The sequence below is a fragment of the Pseudarthrobacter sulfonivorans genome (assembly GCF_031454915.1).
In the GTDB taxonomy this organism is placed as follows: Bacteria; Actinomycetota; Actinomycetes; order Actinomycetales; family Micrococcaceae; genus Arthrobacter; species Arthrobacter sulfonivorans_C.
Window position 1 is genome coordinate 78587 of the sequence record NZ_JAVDRS010000006.1, and the last position, 18838, is coordinate 97424.

The following is an 18838-nucleotide window of genomic DNA, read 5'->3' on the forward strand; positions in this document are numbered from 1 at the left end:
GGCGGAAGTTATCGGTCTGTGGTGGTTATCGCGGGCGACGTAGCTGCCTTTTGGTGGCGGTGATTTCAGGGGAATAGTAAAGCTGTGACAAGTCTGCTGGGGAAGCTTGGCCTCAAGGGGCGCCACAACAAGATGGTCACCGGGACGGCGTTTGCTGCCTTGGGTGCGGTGTTGGTGGCCGGGGCGGTTATCTATCCGGGGTTCAGGACCACTGAGGTGGAGTTGAACGACGGCGGGGTGTGGGTGGTCAGTAAGTCCAACAACGCTGTGGGCCGGCTGAATTACCCGTCGCGTGTGTTGGATGGTGCGGTGACGCCGGCGAGTACCACGTTCGATATTCTCCAAAGCGCGGGGGATGTGTTTGTCGATGATGAGACGGGCTCGACGTTGAACCAGGTCTCGCCGGCGAACATGCGCCTGGGTGGGGATAAGCAGTTGCCGGGCTCGGCCGACGTCAGTTTCGGCACCGAAATCATTTCCGTTACAGACGCCGCGAAGGGCAAAGTCTGGGCCCTCTCTCCGTCCACCGTGAACGGGTTCGATGAGGAATCCACCGAACCGGTGCTGGCCGCATCGCAGGGCACGGTCTCCGCGGTTGGTGCCGACAACCGGATTTACAGTGCCGACCCCGGGACGGGCGAAGTGACTGTTACCTCGGCCTACCCGGACGGGGAGGCAACCTCCACCGAGTCCAGCACCTGGGCTGAGTTGAAGGGTGCGGGGGATCTGCAGATCACGGTGGTGGGGGATAAGCCGGTGGTGCTCGATGCTGCGGCGGGGAACCTGTTCCTGCCGGGTGGGAAGCGCTTGCAATTGGATAACGCGCGGGATGCGAAGTTGCAGCAGGGCGGTCCGGTCAGTGATTTTGTGGCGATTGCGACGCAGAAGGCGTTGTTGAAGCAGCCGCTGGATGGTTCGACGGCGAAGACGGTGACCTTTGATGGTGAGGGTGTGCCGGCGGCGCCGGTGCAGTTGGGCGGTTGTGTGCATGCGGCGTGGTCGGGGGCGAACAAGTATGTCCGTGATTGTGTCAATGATGGTGATGATAAGAACGTTGAGGTGCCCAAGGCGAGTGCGTCGCCGTCGTATGTTTTCCGGGTGAACCGGGACCTGGTGGTCCTCAATGATGTGAACTCGGGGAATGTGTGGCTGGTGAACCAGAACATGCAGCTGGTCAACAACTGGGAGGACGTCATCCCGCCGAAGGAAACATCAGATGATGCGGACAAAGATTCCGCCGACGAAGTCCAGCAGACCGTGTTGCCGGACCGCACCAAGCCCAACAGCGCACCCGTGGCCAAGCCGGACACGTTCGGGGTACGGGCGGGCAGGACCGTGATCCTGCCCGTTTTGGACAATGACACCGATCCCGACGGCGACATCCTCACCGTCCGTTCTCCCGATCCCATCAGGTCCGGGGTCCTGGCCCCGATCTACGGTTCCACCGGTTTCCAGGTCAGCGTCCCTGCGGACAAGACGGGTTCAGAGAACTTCAAATACACCGTGGACGACGGCCGAGGCCTCACCGCTTCCTCCGGCGTCACGCTCAATATCATTCCACCCGGGGAGAACTCTGCCCCGCGGCAGAAGCCGAACCGGAACACCACGCTCGTGGTTCAGGCCGGCAAAATCGTCAGCCAGAACATCCTCACCGACTGGATCGACCCCGACGGCGACGATCTGTACGTGGTCAGCGCCACTGGCAGCGACTCCCGTGACCAGGTCAAGGTCCGGCCGGACGGACTGCTCACCTTCCAGGACGCCGGCACGGAGCCCGGCCGCAAGGTAGTCACGCTGGTTGTTTCCGACGGCCAGGAAACTACCGAAGGCAAAGTCACGGTGGACGTCCGCGCTCCGGGTGCGCTGCCGCCAATTGCCAACGCGGATCACGTGGTCGCCGTCGCCGGTGTTGACACTGTGATAGCACCGTTGAAGAACGACTCGGACCCGCAGGGCGGTGTCCTCCGGCTCGCCCAGGTCACCCCCGACGGCAACTCCACAGCCACCCTGGGCGCGGACCAGCAGACGTTCACCTTCAACTCTGCAGCGGAGGGTTCGCACTATGTGTCGTACCTCGTTACCAACGGGCCTGCCAGCGCCCAGCAACTGGTCCGGGTCGATGTGGTCTCCGGGGTTGGAGACGGCGCGCCGGTAGCCGTCCGGGACATGGCGCTGCTGCCCAGCGGTGGAACCGTGATGGTGGACGTCCTGGGCAACGACTCGGACCCCTCCGGAGGCGTGCTGGTGGTCCAGTCCGTCACGGCTGACGACGGATTGCCGGTCAGCGTCTCGGTGCTGGACCACTCCGTGGTCCGGATCACTGACATCCGTGCGCAGGGCCAACTCAACGTCAAGTACACGATTTCGAACGGCAAGTCCTCCGCCAGCGGAGACATATCGGTCCTGGTGGTGCCCGCCCCGGCCAAACTTCAGCCCCCGCAGGCCAAGCCGGACGAAGTGTCAGTCCGGGTAGGCGACGTGGTGACCATCCCGGTCCTCGAAAACGACTCCGACCCCAACGGTGGCAAGCTGACGCTTGAGCCGGAACTGGCGCAGAAGCCCGATGACGCCGATGGAAGGATTTTCCACGCCGGCGCTACGCTGCGCTTCATCGCCGGAGACCTCCCCAAGACTGTCTACGCAATTTACAAAGTCACCAATGAATCCGGTCAGTCGGACTCCCAGCAGGTCACCATCCGCGTCCGCGCACGCGATGACGAGCGGAACACCCGTCCGGAGCCGAGGAACCTCATAGCCCGCGTGGTATCCGGAATGGTGGTCCGGATTCCGGTGCCGTTGGACGGCATCGACTCGGACGGCGACTCTGTGCAACTGATTGGGGTGGACAAAGCCCCCGCCATGGGAACAGCCCTGGTGAAGGACGGTTACCTCGAATTTACGGCTACCGGAACGGCTGCCGGGACGGACACCTTTACCTACCGCGTCCGGGACCGGATCGGCGCCGAGAACACCGGCACGGTCATCGTGGGCATCGCGCCGCCCGAAGCCAACAATCAGAAGCCCCTCGCAGTTGACGACTCGGTCGATGTCCGCCCCGGCCGCCAGATCGCCGTGGACGCACTCAGCAACGATTCGGACCCCGACGGGGACCCGATCGGGCTCGTCGCAAACGCGTTTGAAGCCCGGCCGGAACTCGGCGTCGAGACCGCTGACGGCAGGGTGCTGCTCACCGCACCCGGCACCGCCGGCCACGAGAGCGTCAGCTACAGGATCCAGGACGACAAGAAGGCCCAGGGCAGTGCGGTGATTCGGGTCAGGATCAGCCCCGACGCCACGCTCAAGGCTCCGCTGGCCAAAGACGATGTCATCACTCCCGCCGAGACGCTGGGCAAATCCGCCGTGGACGTCCCCGTCCTGAAGAACGATTCGGACCCTGACGGGGTGGCCGCCGAACTCAAGATCAGCCTGCCGGACGGCAACCCGAACGCACGCGTCAGCGGCGACGGCAACGTTGTGGTGAGCCTTGCGCCGGGGGACCAACTGGTCCCCTACACCGTTACCGACGTGGACGGCCAAAGCGCCACTGCTGTCATCTGGGTGCCCGGCCAAGGTGAACAGCACCCCACCTTGGCCCGTGCTGACGTTGTGGAAGTGATGGCCGGTAAGGAAATAACCCTCGACCTCGGTGAGTATGTCCGGGTCCGGGAAGGCCGCTCACCTCGGATTACCCAGGCAGACAAGGTCCGGGTCCAGGGCGCTGACACCCAAAACGTCATCGCCGGAAGCGGCAACGCCCTGCGCTATGCGGCGCTCAAAGAATATGTGGGCCCCGGCTCCGTGACGTTCGAAGTGACGGATGGGTCCGGTCCGGAAGATCCGCAGGGCCTGAAATCCACGCTGACCATCATCACCCGGGTCATTCCGGACCCGGCCGCGAACCACGAGCCCACGTTCAGTGGAACCGACCTCGAGGTTCCGAAGGCCGAAACGGCCAGCCTGGAGTTGGGCAACCTGGCCAAGGATGTGGATGCCGGGGACCAGGAGAAGCTCAAATTCGAGTTTGACGGGCCCATGCCTGAAGGCTTCACCGCCACCATTGAGGGGCAGACGCTCAAAGTCAGCTCAGCAACGGGCTTGCCCGCGGGCCGCAAGGGAAGCATCCCGCTGAAGGTCACCGATGGCCGCTCGGGACCCGTCAAAGCCTCGATAACAGCCACCGTCGTTGCCTCCAACCGGCCGCTCCCTACCGCCAGTGAGGATGTCATCGAGAAGGCCAATGCAGGCCGGACCGAGACCATCAACGTTCTCGCCAATGACTTCAATCCCTTCAGCGACACACCGCTGAAGATCGTCTCAGTTGCTGTGGAAACAGGCTCCGCCACAGGACAGCCGGTCATCGCCGGGGATTCGCTCACGGTGACCCCCGCCGAGGGATTCAAGGGCGTCATGGTGGTTCGCTATGCCATTTCGGACAAAACCGGCGACCCCTCCCGCCAAGCGATTGGCCGGGTCCGCATCACCGTTCGGGATAAGCCGGACGCACCGTCGTCCCCCACCGCCACGGACGTTCGCAGCCGGACTGCAGTGCTCAAGTGGGCGCCGCCGTCGGACAACGGAGCCACGATCACCGGCTACACCGTGCGGTCCAACAATGGCTTCGAACAACAGTGCGCCACCACTACGTGCACCCTGAGCGGGCTGACCAATGATGTGAAGTACGTCTTCACCGTGACCGCCACCAACGAGGTGGGCGACTCCCAGGCGTCTGCGCAGTCCAACGAGATCCGGCCGGATGAAAAACCGTCGCCGCCGGAGCCGCCGAGCGTCAAAGCCGGCGACAAGAACATGGTTATCGATTGGGTGCCTGCCAAGACCGAGGGCTCAGCTGTCAAGAGCTACAACCTGGAAATCTCGCCGCCACCGTCCAGCGGCATTGCCGTGAAGAACGGTGTGACGGGCCTGACCTACACGTGGCCCGGCCTGACCAACGGGGTCCGTTACAAGGTGCGCGCCCAGGCTGTCAACGAGCTGGGGCCGTCCGACTGGGGTATCTACTCTTCAGAAGACAACCCGGCCGGCGTGCCGGCTGCACCTGCGGCGCCGACGTCCGCCGTGGCGTCCGCAGTGGGAACCACTAACCAGCTGCGGGTGAACTGGACCGAACCCGATACCAACGGGGACGCGATCAGGAACTACTACGTCACCATGAGCGGTGGCGGCGGTGCGCCGCAGACCCAGACCATCGCGGGGACGGTGCGCACGGCCAACTTCACGGCAAACAACTCCGAAGCCGAGTACAGCTTCACCGTCCAGGCCGAAAACAAGGCAGGCAAGGGGGCCGTCAGTCCGTCTTCGGCGCCCCGCCGAGCCACCGGGAAACTGGGCCAGGTCTCAGGGGTTAGCGCCAACCCGGCCGACACTGGCGGGGCCGGCCGGCAGGTCAGAGTCGACTTCCGGCGGCTCACAGCGGCTGAACGCAACGGCTCTGCTGAGAACGAAGTCACTTACAGCTACAACGCGAGCAATGGAGCCAGCGGTCCCATCACTCCCGGGCAATCGATCGGCGGCTTCACCAACGGCACCCAGGTGAGCATCACCGTCGTCGCCAACTCGGCAGTGGCACCCAGTTCCAACGCCAGCGCCCCAGCCACCGCCACACCTTACGGATCGCCGGGCACGCCTTCGGCATCAGGCCAGGACGGCGGCATGAACCAGAAATCACTGGTTTTGAACTGGGCTTCGCCTTCGACGTCCACTAACGATGTTGCCCGGACCCTGATCAGCATTGACGGCGGAGGCTGGGAGGGTGTGGCTCCGTCAGGAAGCCGGACCATCAATACCGCCGGCTTCAGCGAGCAGCATTCCATCGCGGTGAAGACTGTCAACTCCCTGGGCACCGAGAGCGCGGTGGTTTCGGCGACGGCAAGATCTGGCGCCCAGGGCGAATGGCAGACAAGGCTGGTGACCGGCACCAGTCTGCAGCGGTCCTGCACTTTCACCTTCGGTGGAGCCAACTACAATCCCGCCAACAACACGTGCGACGGAAAAGGCGGCAACGTTCCGCCCTGGTTCTACGTGGTCTCACAGGATCTGATTGTGGTCAGGTGCTACATCGTTCAGAACGACAACTGGTCGGGCGCACCGGACCAGCCCCACTACCGCGTGGAGGAGGGTTCCGGCCGAAACGTAGGTCGGTATGTCTACGCAGGTCACACGACGCTTGGCGTTCCAGGCAGCAACGGAGTGCCGATGTGCTGAACCCCTGGGCCCCGCCCGACTTGACCTGCGGGTTTATCCAGTTGATGGTGTATCGCGCTATAGTCGGTCGTGGTGGCGGTCCGGTGCGTTGGTGCTGGGGGAGTGCTCCCCATCGCGGGTGGGTGTTGGTAGTTGCCATTTTGGTGGCGGTGATTTCAGGGGAATAGTAAAGCTGTGACAAGTCTGCTGGGGAAGCTTGGTCTCAAGAAGCGGCACAACAAACTCCTTTCGGGTACTGCATTTGGTGCCGTGGTGGTGGTTTTGGTGACCGGTGCAGTGTTGTATCCCGGGTTCAGGACCACTGAGGTGGAGTTGAACGACGGCGGCGTGTGGGTGGTCAGTAAGTCCAACAACGCTGTGGGCCGGCTGAATTACCCGTCGCGTGTGTTGGATGGTGCGGTGACGCCGGCGAGTACCACGTTCGATATTCTCCAAAGCGCGGGGGATGTGTTTGTCGATGATGAGACGGGCTCGACGTTGAACCAGGTCTCGCCGGCGAACATGCGCCTGGGTGGGGATAAGCAGTTGCCGGGCTCGGCCGACGTCAGTTTCGGCACCGAAATCATTTCCGTTACAGACGCGGCCAAGGGCAAGGTTTGGGCTCTGTCTCCGTCCACGGTGAACGGCTTCGATGAGGAAGCCACTGAACCGGTGCTGGCGGCGTCGCAGGGCACGGTCTCCGCGGTGGGAGCAGACAACCGGATTTACAGTGCCGACCCCGGGACGGGCGAAGTGACTGTTACCTCGGCCAACGCGGACGGTCAGGCTACCTCCTCTGATACGGACACCTGGGCTGAGTTGAAGGGTGCGGGGAATCTGCAGATCACGGTGGTGGGGGATAAGCCGGTGGTGCTCGATGCTGCGGCGGGGAACCTGTTCCTGCCCGGCGGGAAGCGTCTGCAGTTGGCTGGTGCGCGGGATGCGAAGTTGCAGCAGGGTGGCCCGGTCAGTGATTTTGTGGCGATTGCGACGCAGAAGGCGCTGCTGAAGCAGCCGCTGGATGGTTCGACGGCGAAGACGGTGACCTTTGATGGTGAGGGTGTGCCGGCTGCGCCGGTGCAGTTGGGCGGGTGTGTGCATGCGGCGTGGTCGGGGGCGAACAAGTATGTCCGTGATTGTGTCAATGATGGTGATGATAAGAACGTTGAGGTGCCGAAGGCGAGTGCGTCGCCGTCGTATGTTTTCCGGGTGAACCGGGACCTGGTGGTCCTGAACGATGTGAACTCGGGGAATGTGTGGCTGGTGAACCAGAACATGCAGCTCGTGAACAACTGGGAAGATGTCATCCCGCCGAAGGAAACTTCGGATGATGCGGACAAGGACTCCGCCGACGAAGTCCAGCAGACCGTGTTGCCGGACCGCACCAAACCCAACACCGCGCCAGTGGCCAAGCCGGACACCTTCGGCGTCCGCGCCGGCAGGACCGTGATCCTGCCCGTTTTGGACAATGACACCGACCCCGACGGGGACATCCTGACTGTCCGTTCCCCCGATCCCATCAGGTCCGGTGTTCTTGCCCCGATCTACGGCGCCACCGGTTTCCAGGTCAGCGTCCCTGCGGACAAAACAGGTTCCGAAACCTTCAAGTACACCGTGGACGACGGCCGGGGACTCACCTCGTCCTCCAACGTCACGCTCAACATCATCCCGCCCGGGGAGAACTCCGCGCCGCGGCAGAAGCCGAACCGCAGCACCACCCTGGTGGTGCAGGCCGGCAAGAGTGTCACCCAAAACATCCTCACCGACTGGATCGACCCCGACGGCGACGATCTGTACGTCGTCAGCGCTACCGGCAGCGATCCCCGTGACCAGGTCAAGGTCCGGCCCGACGGACTGCTCACCTTCCAGGACGCCGGGACTGAACCCGGCCGGAAAGTGGTCACCCTCTCGGTGTCGGACGGTCAATCGACGGCCGAAGGAAAAATCACCGTGGACGTCCGGGCTCCGGGTGCGCTGCCGCCAATTGCCAACGCTGATCACGTGGTCGCCGTCGCCGGCGTGGACACGGTGATAGCACCGTTGAAGAACGATTCCGACCCGCAGGGTGGCGCCTTACGCCTGGCACAGGTCACCCCGGATGGGAACTCCACAGCCACGCTGGGCGCAGACCAGCAGACGTTTGCGTTCACCTCCACCTCCGTGGGCGCGCACTACGTCACGTATTTGGTGACCAACGGTCCTGCCAGCGCCCAGCAGCTGGTCCGGGTGGACGTGGTTTCCGGTGCCGGGGACGGGGCGCCGGTGGCCGTACGTGACATTGCCCTGCTGCCCACTGGCGGAGACGTCCTGGTTGATGTGCTGGGCAACGACTCGGACCCCTCAGGTGGTGTGCTGGTGGTCCAGTCGGTTACGGCTGCCGACGGCCTGCCAGTCAGCGTCTCAGTACTTGATCACGCCGTGGTCCGGATTACCGACATCCGGGCGCAGGGCCAACTGAACGTCAAGTACACGATTTCGAACGGCACGTCATCTATCAGTGGCGACATCTCGGTTCTGGTGGTGCCCGCCCCGGCTAAGCTCCAGGCCCCCCAGGCTAAACCGGACGAAGTGTCAGTCCGGGTGGGCGACGTGGTGACCATCCCGGTCCTGGACAACGATTCCGATCCCAACGGCGGGAAGCTCGCGCTTGAGCCGGAGCTGGCGCAGAAGCCCGATGATGCCGATGGACGGATCTTTCACGCGGGCGATACATTGCGGTTTATTGCCGGAGCTACGCCCAAGACCGTCTACGCCATCTACAAGGTCACCAATGCATCCGGTCAATCGGATTCCCAGCAAATAACTATCCGCGTCCGCGCCCGCGACGACGAGCGGAACACCCGTCCGGAGCCGAAGAACATCACCGCCCGCGTGGTATCCGGAATGGTGGTCCGGATTCCGGTGCCCTTGGACGGCATCGACGCCGACGGCGACTCCGTGCAGCTGATCGGCGTGGACAAAGCCCCCGCCATGGGAACAGCCCTGGTGAAGGACGGTTACCTCGAATTTACGGCTACCGGAACGGCTGCCGGGACGGACACCTTTACCTACCGCGTCCGGGACCGGATCGGCGCCGAGAACACCGGCACGGTCATCGTGGGCATCGCGCCGCCCGAAGCCAACAATCAGAAGCCCCTCGCAGTTGACGACTCGGTCGATGTCCGCCCCGGCCGCCAGATCGCCGTGGACGCGCTAAGTAACGATTCGGACCCCGACGGGGACCCGATCGGGCTCGTAGCCAACGCCTTTGAAGCACGGCCGGAACTCGGAATAGCGACCGCTGACGGCAGGGTGCTGCTCACCGCACCCGGCACCGCCGGTAACGAGAGCGTCAGTTACAGGATCCAGGACGACAAGAAGGCCCAGGGCAGTGCGGTGATTCGGGTCAGGATCAGCCCCGACGCCACGCTCAAGGCACCGGTGGCGAAGGACGATGTCATCACTCCAGCGGAGACCTTGGGCAAGTCCGCGGTTGATGTGCCGGTCCTGAAAAATGATTCCGATCCCGATGGTGTGGCCGCAGACCTGAAGGTCAGCCTGCCGGACGGGAACCCGAACGCACGCGTCAGCGGCGACGGCAACGTGGTGGTGAGCCTTGCACCCCAGGACCAGCTGGTCCCCTACACGGTGACTGACGTGGACGGGCAAAGCGCCACTGCTGTCATCTGGGTGCCCGGCCAGGGCGAACAACGCCCCACCCTTGCCCGCGCCGACGTGGTGGAAGTGATGGCCGGCAAGGAAGTGCAGCTTGACCTCGGTGAGTATGTCCGGGTCCGTGAAGGCCGTTCACCTCGGATTACCCAGGCCGACAAGGTGCGGGTCCAGGGCGCCGACACCCAAAACGTCATTTCCGGAAACGGCGACGCCCTGCGCTATGCGGCGCTCAAGGATTATGTGGGCCCCGGTTCCGTCACCTTTGAAGTGACGGATGGCTCCGGCCCGGAAGATCCGCAGGGCCTGAAAGCAACACTCACCATCATCACCCAGGTGGTTCCTGACCCGGCAGCCAACCACGAGCCAACCTTCAGCGGGACCGAGCTTGACGTGCCGAAGGCCGAACCTGCCAGCCTGGAGTTGGGCAACCTGGCCAAGGATGTGGATGCCGGGGACCAGGAGAAGCTGAAGTTCGAGTTTGACGGGCCCATGCCTGAAGGCTTCACCGCCACCATTGAGGGGCAGACCCTCAATGTCAGTGCCGCAAACGGTCTCACCGCCGGACGCAAGGGCGCCATCCCGCTGAAGGTCACGGACGGCCGGTCGGAACCGGTCAGGGCATCAGTGACCGCCACGGTGGTGGCCTCCAACCGGCCGTTGCCCACTGCCAGTGAGGATGTCATCGAGAAGGCCAATGCCGGCCGGACCGAGACCATCAACGTTCTCGCCAATGACTTCAATCCTTTCAGCGATACTCCGCTGAAGATCGTCTCGGTTGCTGTGGAAACGGGTTCCGCCGCCGGGCAGCCGGTCAGCAGCGGGGATTCGCTCACGGTGGCACCCGCGGAGGGATTCAAGGGCGTCATGGTGGTTCGCTACACCGTCCTGGACAAAACCGGCGATCCTTCCCGCCAGGCGAACGGACGGGTCCGTATCACCGTTCGGGATAAGCCGGACGCGCCTTCTGCGCCCACCGCCACGGACGTTCGCAGCCGCACGGCGGTGCTCAAGTGGGCGCCGCCGTCGGACAACGGAGCCACGATCACCGGCTACACCGTCCGGTCCAACAACGGTTTCGAGCAGCAGTGCGCCACCACCACGTGCACGCTGAACGGGCTCACCAACGACGTGAAATATGTCTTCACCGTGACCGCCACGAACGAAGTGGGCGATTCCCCGGGATCTGCGCAGTCCAACGAGATCCGGCCGGATGAAAAACCGTCGCCGCCGGAGCCGCCGAGCGTCAAAGCCGGCGACAAGAACATGGTTATCGATTGGGTGCCTGCCAAGACCGAGGGCTCAGCTGTCAAGAGCTACAACCTGGAAATCTCGCCGCCACCGTCCAGCGGCATTGCCGTGAAGAACGGTGTGACGGGCCTGACCTACACGTGGCCCGGCCTGACCAACGGGGTCCGTTACAAGGTGCGCGCCCAGGCTGTCAACGAGCTGGGGCCGTCCGACTGGGGTATCTACTCTTCAGAAGACAACCCGGCCGGCGTGCCGGCTGCACCTGCGGCGCCGACATCCGCCGTGGCGTCCGCAGTGGGAACCACTAACCAGCTGCGGGTGAACTGGACCGAACCTGACACCAACGGGGACGCGATCAGGAACTACTACGTCACCATGAGCGGTGGCGGCGGTGCGCCGCAGACCCAGACCATCGCGGGGACGGTGCGCACGGCCAACTTCACGGCAAACAACTCCGAAGCCGAGTACAGCTTCACCGTCCAGGCCGAAAACAAGGCAGGCAAGGGCGCTGTCAGTCCCGCTTCAGCACCCCGACGAGCCACGGGCAAACTGAGCCAGGTCTCAGGGGTAAGTGCCGCCGCCGCGGACACCGGAGGCGCAGGGCGGCAAGTGACCATCAACTTCAAGGAACTCACAGCGGCGGAACGCAACGGCTCGGCGTACGGCGAGGTGAGCTACAGCTACAACGCAAGCACCGGCCAGCGTGGCCCCATCAGGCCCGGGCAGACCGTGAGCGGCTTCACGAACGGTACGTCCACCGCCATCACTGTGGTGGCCAACTCGAGTGTGGCGCCCAGCTCGGATGCCAGCGCAGCGGCCAGCACCACACCGCATGGGGCGCCGGGCACGCCCTCCGCGTCGGGGCAGAACGGCGGGCAGAACCAGAAATCCCTGAGCTTCAGCTGGAGCTCGCCGTCCACTGCGACCAATGACGTCGCCTACACCCACATCAACATTGACGGCCGGGGCTGGGAAAGGGTCGCGGCGTCGGGAAGCCGGACCGTGAATACCGGCGGCTTTGACGAACCGCACTCCATCGAGGTGCAGACCGTGAATTCCGTGGGGACCGGAGGCCCCGTTGCCGGGGCGACGGCCAGATCCGGGCCAGCCAAGACAGATTGGGACAACTCGATCGTGGGTTTCCGCACATGTACGGATGCCCCTGCTTCAGGCCAGACCTCATGGCGGTCACCGACCGGCGCGGAACATACCTGTGATGGTGTGATCCGCAACTATCCCTGGATCTACGGCACCGGTCCGTCCTTCACCGTCAACTGCTTTATGTGGCGGACTGTCCCGGACGCCCGGGGAACGTACAAGTGGTACCGCGTCAGCTCCCATCCTGATGGCCGCTACGTTGGCCGCACCATCCAGGTGGGCAACACCACCTTGGGAGAACCCGAGCAGCACGGAATCCCGCAATGTTAGCGACAGGTAACGCGGTGGGGGAGGGCTCCCCATCGCGGCCGCCATCCGGCTTCGGTAGGCTAACGCGGGAACAAAGAGCCCTCTACCGGGTCTTTGGACGGATGGGCCGGGGGGCCGCCACAAAATTCAGGGGAAAGAAACGCTGTGACAACTTTGCTGGGGAAGCTTGGTCTCAGGAAACGCCACAACAAGATGGTCACCGGGACGGCGTTTGGTGCCGTGGTGGTGGTTTTGGTGACCGGTGCAGTGTTGTATCCCGGGTTCAGGACCACTGAGGTGGAGTTGAACGACGGCGGTGTGTGGGTTGTCAGTAAGTCCAATAACGCGGTGGGGCGGCTGAATTATCAGTCGCGTGTGCTCGATGGTGCGGTGACGCCGGCGAGTACCACGTTCGATATTCTCCAGAGCGCCGGGGATGTGTTTGTGGATGATGAGACCGGTTCTTCCCTGAATCAGGTCTCTCCTGCGAACATGCGCCTGGGTGGGGACAAGCAGCTGCCGGCCTCCGCAGACGTGAGTTTCGGCACCGGCGTTATTTCGGTGACTGATCCTGCTGCGGGAAAGGTGTGGGCGCTTTCGCCGTCGACGGTGAATGGTTTTGATGAGGAAGCGTCTGAACCGGTGATGGTGGGTTCGGAGGGTCTGGTGTCGGCGGTGGGTGCTGATGACCGGGTGTACTCGGCGGATCCGAAGTCCGGGGTGGTTACCGTGACCGCCGTGGATGCGAACGGTGAGGTTGTGAGCTCTGATACGGACACCTGGGCTGAGCTGAAGGGTGCGGGGGATCTGCAGATCACGGTGGTGGGGGATAAGCCGGTGGTGCTCGATGCTGCGGCGGGGAACCTGTTTCTGCCCGGCGGGAAGCGTCTGCAGTTGGCTGGTGCGCGGGATGCGAAGTTGCAGCAGGGTGGCCCGGTCAGTGATTTTGTGGCGGTGTCGACGCAGAAGGCGCTGCTGAAGCAGCCGCTGGATGGTTCGACGGCGAAGACGGTGACCTTTGATGGTGAGGGTGTGCCGGCTGCGCCGGTGCAGTTGGGCGGGTGTGTGCATGCGGCGTGGTCGGGGGCGAACAAGTATGTCCGTGATTGTGTCAATGATGGTGATGATAAGAACGTTGAGGTGCCGAAGGCGAGTGCGTCGCCGTCGTATGTTTTCCGGGTGAACCGGGACCTGGTGGTCCTGAACGATGTGAACTCGGGGAATGTGTGGCTGGTGAACCAGAACATGCAACTGGTGAACAACTGGGACGATGTTGTACCGCCCAAAAATGAATCCGATGAGCATGACCAGGAATCGGCAGACAACAACACGATTAACGTCCTGCCGGACCGCACCAAACCCAACCGGCCGCCGGAAACAAAACCCGACGTTGTTGGTGTCCGTCCCGGACGCACCACCATTCTCAGCGTCCTGGACAACGATTCCGATCCGGACGGCGACGTCCTGACCGCCGCGGTCGGCGAATCAGGCCCCAAAACCGGGACCCTGCAAAGCATCTACGGCGGCACGGCATTCCAGATCTCCGTCCCGGCAGACGCCAGGCCCGGCACCGAAACGTTTAATTACAACGCCGCCGATGGCCGCGGGCTTTCCGCCGGTGGCCAGGTGACACTGAACATTGTGGGCGACGAGGAAAACCGGCCGCCGGCCTTCAAACGCGGCGGTGACGCCACCACCATTCTGGTGGAACAGGGTAAAACCGTCAGCCAGAACATCCTCACGGACTGGGCCGATCCCGACGGCGACGACCTCGTCCTGATGGATGCCAAGGCGGACAACGACCAGGACCAGGTCAAGGTCCGCCGCGACGGCCTGCTGACCTACCAGGACTCCGGGGCCACGGCCGGAAAGAAAAACGTGGACGTCACCATTTGGGATGGCCGCGCCTCGGTCACCGGAAAGGTTGTGATCAACGTCCAGCCGCCAGGTGCCCTGGCGCCGGTGGTCAATGCTGACCACGTCACGGCGGTAGTGGGACAGGACCTGGTAATCGCGCCACTGAAGAATGACGTTGACCCCAATGGTGGCGCCCTCCGCCTGGCGCAGGTGGAGGCGAACGGCCCAGCCGAGCTGGGCCCGGTCACCGACGGCGGAACCTTTACTTTCCGCAGCACCACTCCCGGTCCGGTCTATCTGACCTACATTGCCAGCAACGGGCCGCAAAGCAGCCAGGGACTCATCCGGGTTGACGTTGAGTCCGGCAACGACTCCGGCGATCCGGTTGCGGTGCATGACGTTGCACTGATGCCAACCGGCGGCAGCGTCCTCTTGGACCCGCTGGCCAACGACTCGGATCCATCGGGCGGTGTGCTGGTGCTGCAGTCCGTGAAGCTGCCCGAGAACAACACCGCGTCAGTCAGCGTGATCGATCACGGCGTCTTGCGCATCACCGACGTCCTGGGCACCAAGGAGCCCTTCCGCTTCGAATACACCATGTCCAACGGGAAAAAGTCAGCCATCGGCAGCGTCTCGGTGGTCCCGGTCCCGGCTCCTGCCGTCGTGGAAGCGCCCCAGCCCAAACCGGACGAAGTGAACGTCCGCGTCAACGATGTCGTCACTATCCCGGTGCTGGAAAACGACACCCACCCGCAGGGCCAGCAGCTGACCGTCGACCCTGTCCTGCCGCAGGGTGTGAACGAAGTGGACGGCAAGAGCTTCGTCTCTGAAAACACCGTGCGTTTCATCGCGGGCGCCCAGCCGAAAACGGTCCGGGCCATCTACAACGCGGTGGACCCTCAGGGTCAGAAGAGCGCCGCCGCCGTCACCATCCACATCCTTCCCCTCGAGGGCGCGGAGAACTCCCGGCCGCAACCGCGGAACCTCACCGCCCGCGTGGTGGCTGCCGGCACCGTCCGGATCCCCGTTCCTCTGGACGGGATCGATCCTGACGGCGACTCCGTGCAGCTCACCGGGATCGACAGCACCCCCGCCATGGGCACCGCAACGGTGGGCAGCAACTTCATCGATTTCACCGCCGCGGGTGACGGCGCGGGAACGGACACCTTCCGCTACAAGGTGGTGGACCGCCAGGGTGCCGTCAATACCGGAACCGTGACTGTGGGCATCGCTCCCCGGGGCGAGACGAACCAGAACCCCACTCCCGTTGATGACGAAGTGAAGGTCCGTCCTGGACGGCAGATCGCCGTCGATGCGACCGGCAATGACACCGACCCTGACGGGGACCTCATCCGGATCCTCACGGACGGTATCGAAGCTGACGCAGCCCTCCAGGCAACCGTCAGCAAGACCAGCGGACGTATCATCCTGTTGGCCCCCAACACCGCCGGAACCGTCAACGTCCGCTACACCATCGCCGATGACCGCGGGGCAACCGCGCAGGCCGCCATCCGCGTCGTGGTGGACACCGACGTGCCACTCAAGGCTCCCATTGCCCGCGATGACCGGGTGACGTCCGCCCAGGCCATGGGCAAAACCGCCGTTGACGTGCCCGTCCTGAAGAACGACGAAGACCCGGACGGCGTGGGTGAGAACCTCAAGATCACCACCGAGGCCGTGACCGCACGCCCCGGGACGGCCGGCAATATGATCGTGGAGCTGACCGAGCAGCCGCAGCTGATCCCTTACTACGTTGAAGACGTGGACGGGCAGAAATCCACGGCGATCATCTGGGTGCCCGGGCTGGGACAACAGGTTCCCACCCTGGCCAGGGACGACGTAATCGAGGTCATTTCCGGCCAGTCCGTTGACGTGGACCTCACGGAATGGGTGAAGGTCCGTGAAGGCCGCTCTCCGCGCCTAACCCAGACGGACCGGATCAAGCTCATTGGAGCGGACGGCAGCAACCCTGTCTCCGGTGACGGAACCGCGCTGAAGTACACAGCCGGAACCGACTACGTGGGCCCTGGCTCGCTGAGCTTTGAGGTGACCGACGGCACAGCTGTTGATGATCCTGCTGGACTGAAATCCACCCTCAGCATCCGCACCAAAGTGCTGCCCGATCCAAACCGCAACAACCCGCCCGAACTGCTGGGCGCCAGCGTTGAGATCCCGAAGGGGGAATCCGCCGACACAGACCTGGGCCGGCTGACCGCCGATCCGGACCGCGACGACGTGGACAACATGAAGTACGAACTGGTGGGCGGCAGCCCGGCCAGCTTCAATTCCCGCATCGACGGCAAGGTCCTTAAGACGTCCGTTGACGGTGCAACAACCACGGGCACCTCGGGTGCCGTGCAGGTCAAGGCCACGGATCCGCGTGGCCTGGAGGCAACAGCCACCTACCAGCTGGCCGTGATCGCCTCCAACCGGCCCAAGCCAGTGGCCAACGACGACCTTGAACCCAACGCAGCAGCCGGCAAGCCGCTCACCGTCAATGTGCTTGCCAACGACTCGAACCCGTTCCCGGAAACGCCGCTGAAAATCATTGCTGCCGCCACCGAAACGGGAAGCGGCAACGTTGAGGTCGCCGGCGATTCGTTGGCTGTGACGCCCGCCCCGGGGTTCAGCGGATCATTGGTGGTTTCGTACACGGTGGCCGATAAGACCGAGGAAGCCTCACGGCAGGCCACCGCCCGGGTCCGGCTCACAGTCAAGGACAAGCCGCTGGCGCCGAGCACGCCACAGGCGCAGAGCGTCGGAAACCAGACGGCACTGCTGTCCTGGAGCGCGCCCGCCGACCGCGGGGCCCCCATCACCAAATACACGGTGTACGGCGCCGGCTTCAGGCAGGACTGCCCGGCCAACACCTGCACGCTGACAGGGCTGGTCAACAACACCAAGTACACGTTTGAAGTGACTGCCACCAACGAGTTCGGCGAGTCTGACCGCTCGCCGGCCTCGGCGGAGGTCCGGCCCGACGTCAAACCGGACACCCCCTTGGCGCCTGCCCTTAAGTTCGGCGACGGGCAGCTTGCGGTGAACTGGGTGGCCCCGGCCAGCAAGGGATCGCCGGTCAAATCCTACGACCTGGAAATTTCGCCGCCCCCTGCCGGTCAGAACGCGCAGATCCAGAACCTGACGTCTGTCAGCTACGTCTGGAAGGGCCTCGAGAACGGGGTGTCGTACAAGGTGCGTGTCCTGGCCCGTAACGACGCCAAGGAACCGTCGGAGTGGAGTGCGTACTCGGCCGCCGAGGTGCCTGCCGGCGTGCCGGCCACTCCCTCCGCGCCATCAGCGACGGCGGCCCCCTCGGTAGGTGCCCAGAGCCAGCTCAATGTGTCCTGGACGGCTCCGGACAACAACGGTGATGCGGTCTCCTCCTACACGCTTACCATCCTGCGCGGCGGGGCTGCGGTGGCCACGCAACCCGTGACATCCGGCACCTCGCAGAACGTCACGGTGGACAACTCCGAATCGGGCTATACCTTCACCGTGTCCGCCACCAACAAGGCGGGCACTTCCGGGACGAGCGCGCAATCCGCGGCCGTGCGTGCGGTGGGCAAGCCCGCCATGGTGGGAACGCCGTCGGCCACCCTTGTCGGCACCAATGGCGACGGCGGCCGGATAGACGTGCGGTTTACGCAACTGACCGACGCCCAGCGAAACGGTTCCGCGCGCAGCGAGATCACCTACCAGTACCGGTTGACCTCAGGCGGAGGAAGCGGCAGCATCCCTGCCGGCGGCGGAGTCGTGGCAGCAGCCAACGGCACCGATACCGCCGTTGTGGTGTGGGCCGTTTCTTCGCGCAGTTCCGCGGCTGGGGACGCCAGTCCTGCCTCGAACACTGTCAATCCTTACGGGTTGGCGTTCGCGCCGACCGTGACAGGCAGCAACAGCAGCGGCGTCGGAGACAAGACTGTTTCCTGGAGCTGGAACGCGCCCAGCGGCAACGGACGTCCGGTAACCGGCTACCAGTACAGCCTGGACGGCGGTGGCTGGGTCAACACGGACCAGCGGTCGTTCTCGAGGAGCGTTGGCTACAGTGAGACTCACAAGCTGGAAGTCCGCGCGGTCAGCGCAAACCAGCCGGGCCGGATCGGCAGCGACACCTCGCGGAGCGGCGCGGAGCCGCCGCCGCCTGTTCCGACCTCGTGGAGTGTCACCGCGCCCGTACGCACATGCACTGAGCCACGGTACGGCACGGACAGCTACAGGAACACGAATCCGGACCAGTGCATCAGTCCCGGCATCTGGTTCAACTCGGGAACGGTCGCCCAGACCGATTTCTACGTGGTCTGGTACAAGACCTCGTCCAACCCGTCGGGAATTTGGTACCACCTGACCTCTGGGGGAGCGTCCGGCAACTATGCCCGGTGCGACACAGTCTCCCTTGGCTGCAACCCGCCGAACAACATGCCCAAACGGTAGACCAGCCCCAAAACATCCAGCACCGGCACCATAAGAAAAGGAC

3 protein-coding genes are annotated in these 18838 nt (G+C 64.0%); all 3 read left to right on the top strand.

Annotated elements, in window-relative coordinates; genetic code table 11:
* Window positions 1-132: 132 nt before the first annotated feature.
* The 3 genes from J2808_RS14335 (at window position 133) to J2808_RS14345 (ending at window position 18795) form a co-directional block, all read left to right on the top strand.
* Window positions 133-6219 (top strand): Ig-like domain-containing protein, encoded by a 6087-nt coding sequence (locus J2808_RS14335; RefSeq protein ID WP_309818315.1) that lies wholly within the window; start codon window positions 133-135, stop codon window positions 6217-6219.
* Between the two features lie 174 nt (window positions 6220-6393).
* On the top strand, window positions 6394-12528 hold the full coding sequence (locus tag J2808_RS14340; RefSeq protein WP_309817823.1) for an Ig-like domain-containing protein: 6135 nt from the start codon (window positions 6394-6396) through the stop codon (window positions 12526-12528).
* Window positions 12529-12672: 144 nt separating this feature from the next.
* Window positions 12673-18795, top strand: a complete 6123-nt coding sequence (locus tag J2808_RS14345) for an Ig-like domain-containing protein (protein WP_309817825.1) — start codon at window positions 12673-12675, stop codon at window positions 18793-18795.
* Window positions 18796-18838: the final 43 nt, after the last annotated feature.

Excerpts from the sequence above, each read along its gene's own strand:
- J2808_RS14335 (WP_309818315.1), top strand. The coding sequence starts at position 133 with ATGGTCACCGGGACGGCGTTTGCTGCCTTGGGTGCGGTGTTGGTGGCC.